A 1,894-nucleotide genomic window follows, 5' to 3' on the forward strand; every position below is an offset into this window, starting at 1 on the left:
GGCATGGTTCATGTAGCGTGCGTCGTCGGCTTCGAAGACGATGTAGTTCGGGTCGCGCCGGTCGGGATAGGAATAGCGATCGAGATAGGCTTTGATCGGCCCGGTTTCGCGCTCATAGGTCTCGACGGGAATGCGCCGGTCGTAATTGGGATCGAGCTTCCAAACCAGAGTGCCACGGGGAATGTGGTTCTTGGCAAAGACTCCGATGCCCTGGATACGCGATTTGTCGAGATAGACGTCGACGAGCAACATGGCAGACCTTTGGCGTGACTGGATGATTTTGGTGGCGCGGCCGCGAAAAGCCGCGCATTGGGTAGCGCGCGGCCATCGCAATTGCGAGCGGAAAATCAGCCAGGCCGTGACCGGAAATTGGAATCGATTTTCCGCAGGGGATCGTGCGCAAGATCAAGCTCCTACAGCGCCCTTTGCGCGTCCAAAGGGTGGGTGCCGCTGGTGGTGGCAAGGTCGGCCTTGCCCGCCACCTTCAGCGCAAACGCGTAGGTGAAGGCGATTTCCTCGAGCCTGGAAAACCGGCCGGATGCGCCGGCATGGCCGGAGTCCATGTTGATCTTGAACAGCACCGGATTGTCGCCGGTCTTGCGGTCGCGCAGCCGCGCCACCCACTTGGCCGGCTCCCAATAGGTGACACGCGGGTCGGTGAGACCGGCAAGCGCCAGAATCGGCGGATAGTCGAGCGCGGCGACATTGTCATAGGGGGAGTAGGCGGCGATCGTTCGGTAGTCCTCCTCCGAAGCGATCGGATTGCCCCATTCGGGCCATTCCGGCGGCGTCAGCGGCAAGGTCGCGTCGAGCATGGTGGTGAGCACGTCGACGAACGGAACCTCGGCGACAATGCCGCCGAAGCATTCCGGCGCCATGTTGGCAATCGTGCCCATCAGCAGGCCGCCGGCCGAGCCGCCCTGTGCGAGGATGCGGTCATGTTGCGTATAGCGTTCGGCGACGAGGTGGTGGGCGACCGCGACAAAATCGGTGAACGTGTTCATCTTGTGCGTCCGCTTGCCGTCATCATACCAGCCATAGCCCTTGTCTTTGCCGCCGCGGACATGGGCAATCGCGTAGACGAAGCCGCGGTCGACCAGCGAAAACAAATTGGTGTTAAAGGCGGCCGGGACTGTGATGCCGTAGGAGCCGTAGCCGTAAAGCAGGCAAGGCGCTGATCCGTCGAGCGGCGTGTCGCGATGGTGGATGAGCGAGATCGGCACCAGTTCGCCGTCGGCGGCGGGCGCCATCAGCCGCCGTGTCACATAATGGTCCGGGTCGTGACCGGACGGAACTTCCTGCGTCTTCAGCAGCACGCGCTCGCGGGTCCGCATGTTGTAGTCGAAGATCTGCGCCGGCGTTGTCATGGACGAGTAGGAAAAGCGCATGATCTCGGTGTCGTATTCATAGGATCCCGACAGGCCGAGCGAGAAGGCTTCCTCGTCGAAGGAGATGAGGTGTTCCTCGCCGCTCTTGCGGTCATGCACGACGATGCGCGGCAGGCCTTCCTTGCGCTCAAGCCTGACCATATGGTCCTTGAAGCCGATCACCGAAAGGATCAGCCGGCCCGCTTCGTGCGGCACCAGTTCCTGCCAGTTGGCGCGCACCGGGTCGCTCGCCGGCGCCGTCATGATCTTGAAATCCTTGGCGCCGTCGGCGTTGGTGAGAATGAAGAAGATATCGCCGCCTTCTTCGAGGTCGTATTGCAGGCCGGTCTCGCGCGCCGAAACCAGCTTCGGTTCGGCGAACGGCTCGCTGGCGCTCATGATGCGATATTCCGAGGTCTCGTGGTCGTTGATGCCGACCATGATCCACTCGTTGGAGCGCGTGCCGCCGACATTCATGAAGAAGCCCGGATCGGTTTCTTCGTAGATCAGCCGGTCGTTCTCAGGAC

1 protein-coding gene and 1 pseudogene are annotated in these 1,894 nt (G+C 61.8%); both read right to left on the bottom strand.

Annotation, left to right across the window (positions count from 1 at the left end; translation table 11 throughout):
- Window positions 1-252 (bottom strand): annotated as a pseudogene (locus tag EOA85_RS34155) (SET domain-containing protein-lysine N-methyltransferase); the annotation flags it as partial.
- 161 nt (window positions 253-413) lie between these two features.
- Window positions 414-1,894, bottom strand: a 1,481-nt coding sequence (locus EOA85_RS34160) for a S9 family peptidase (protein ID WP_164760093.1), incomplete at its 5' end; no start/stop codon positions are given.

Source organism: Mesorhizobium sp. M5C.F.Ca.IN.020.29.1.1 (assembly GCF_003997375.1).
Classification (GTDB): domain Bacteria; phylum Pseudomonadota; class Alphaproteobacteria; order Rhizobiales; family Rhizobiaceae; genus Mesorhizobium; species Mesorhizobium wenxiniae.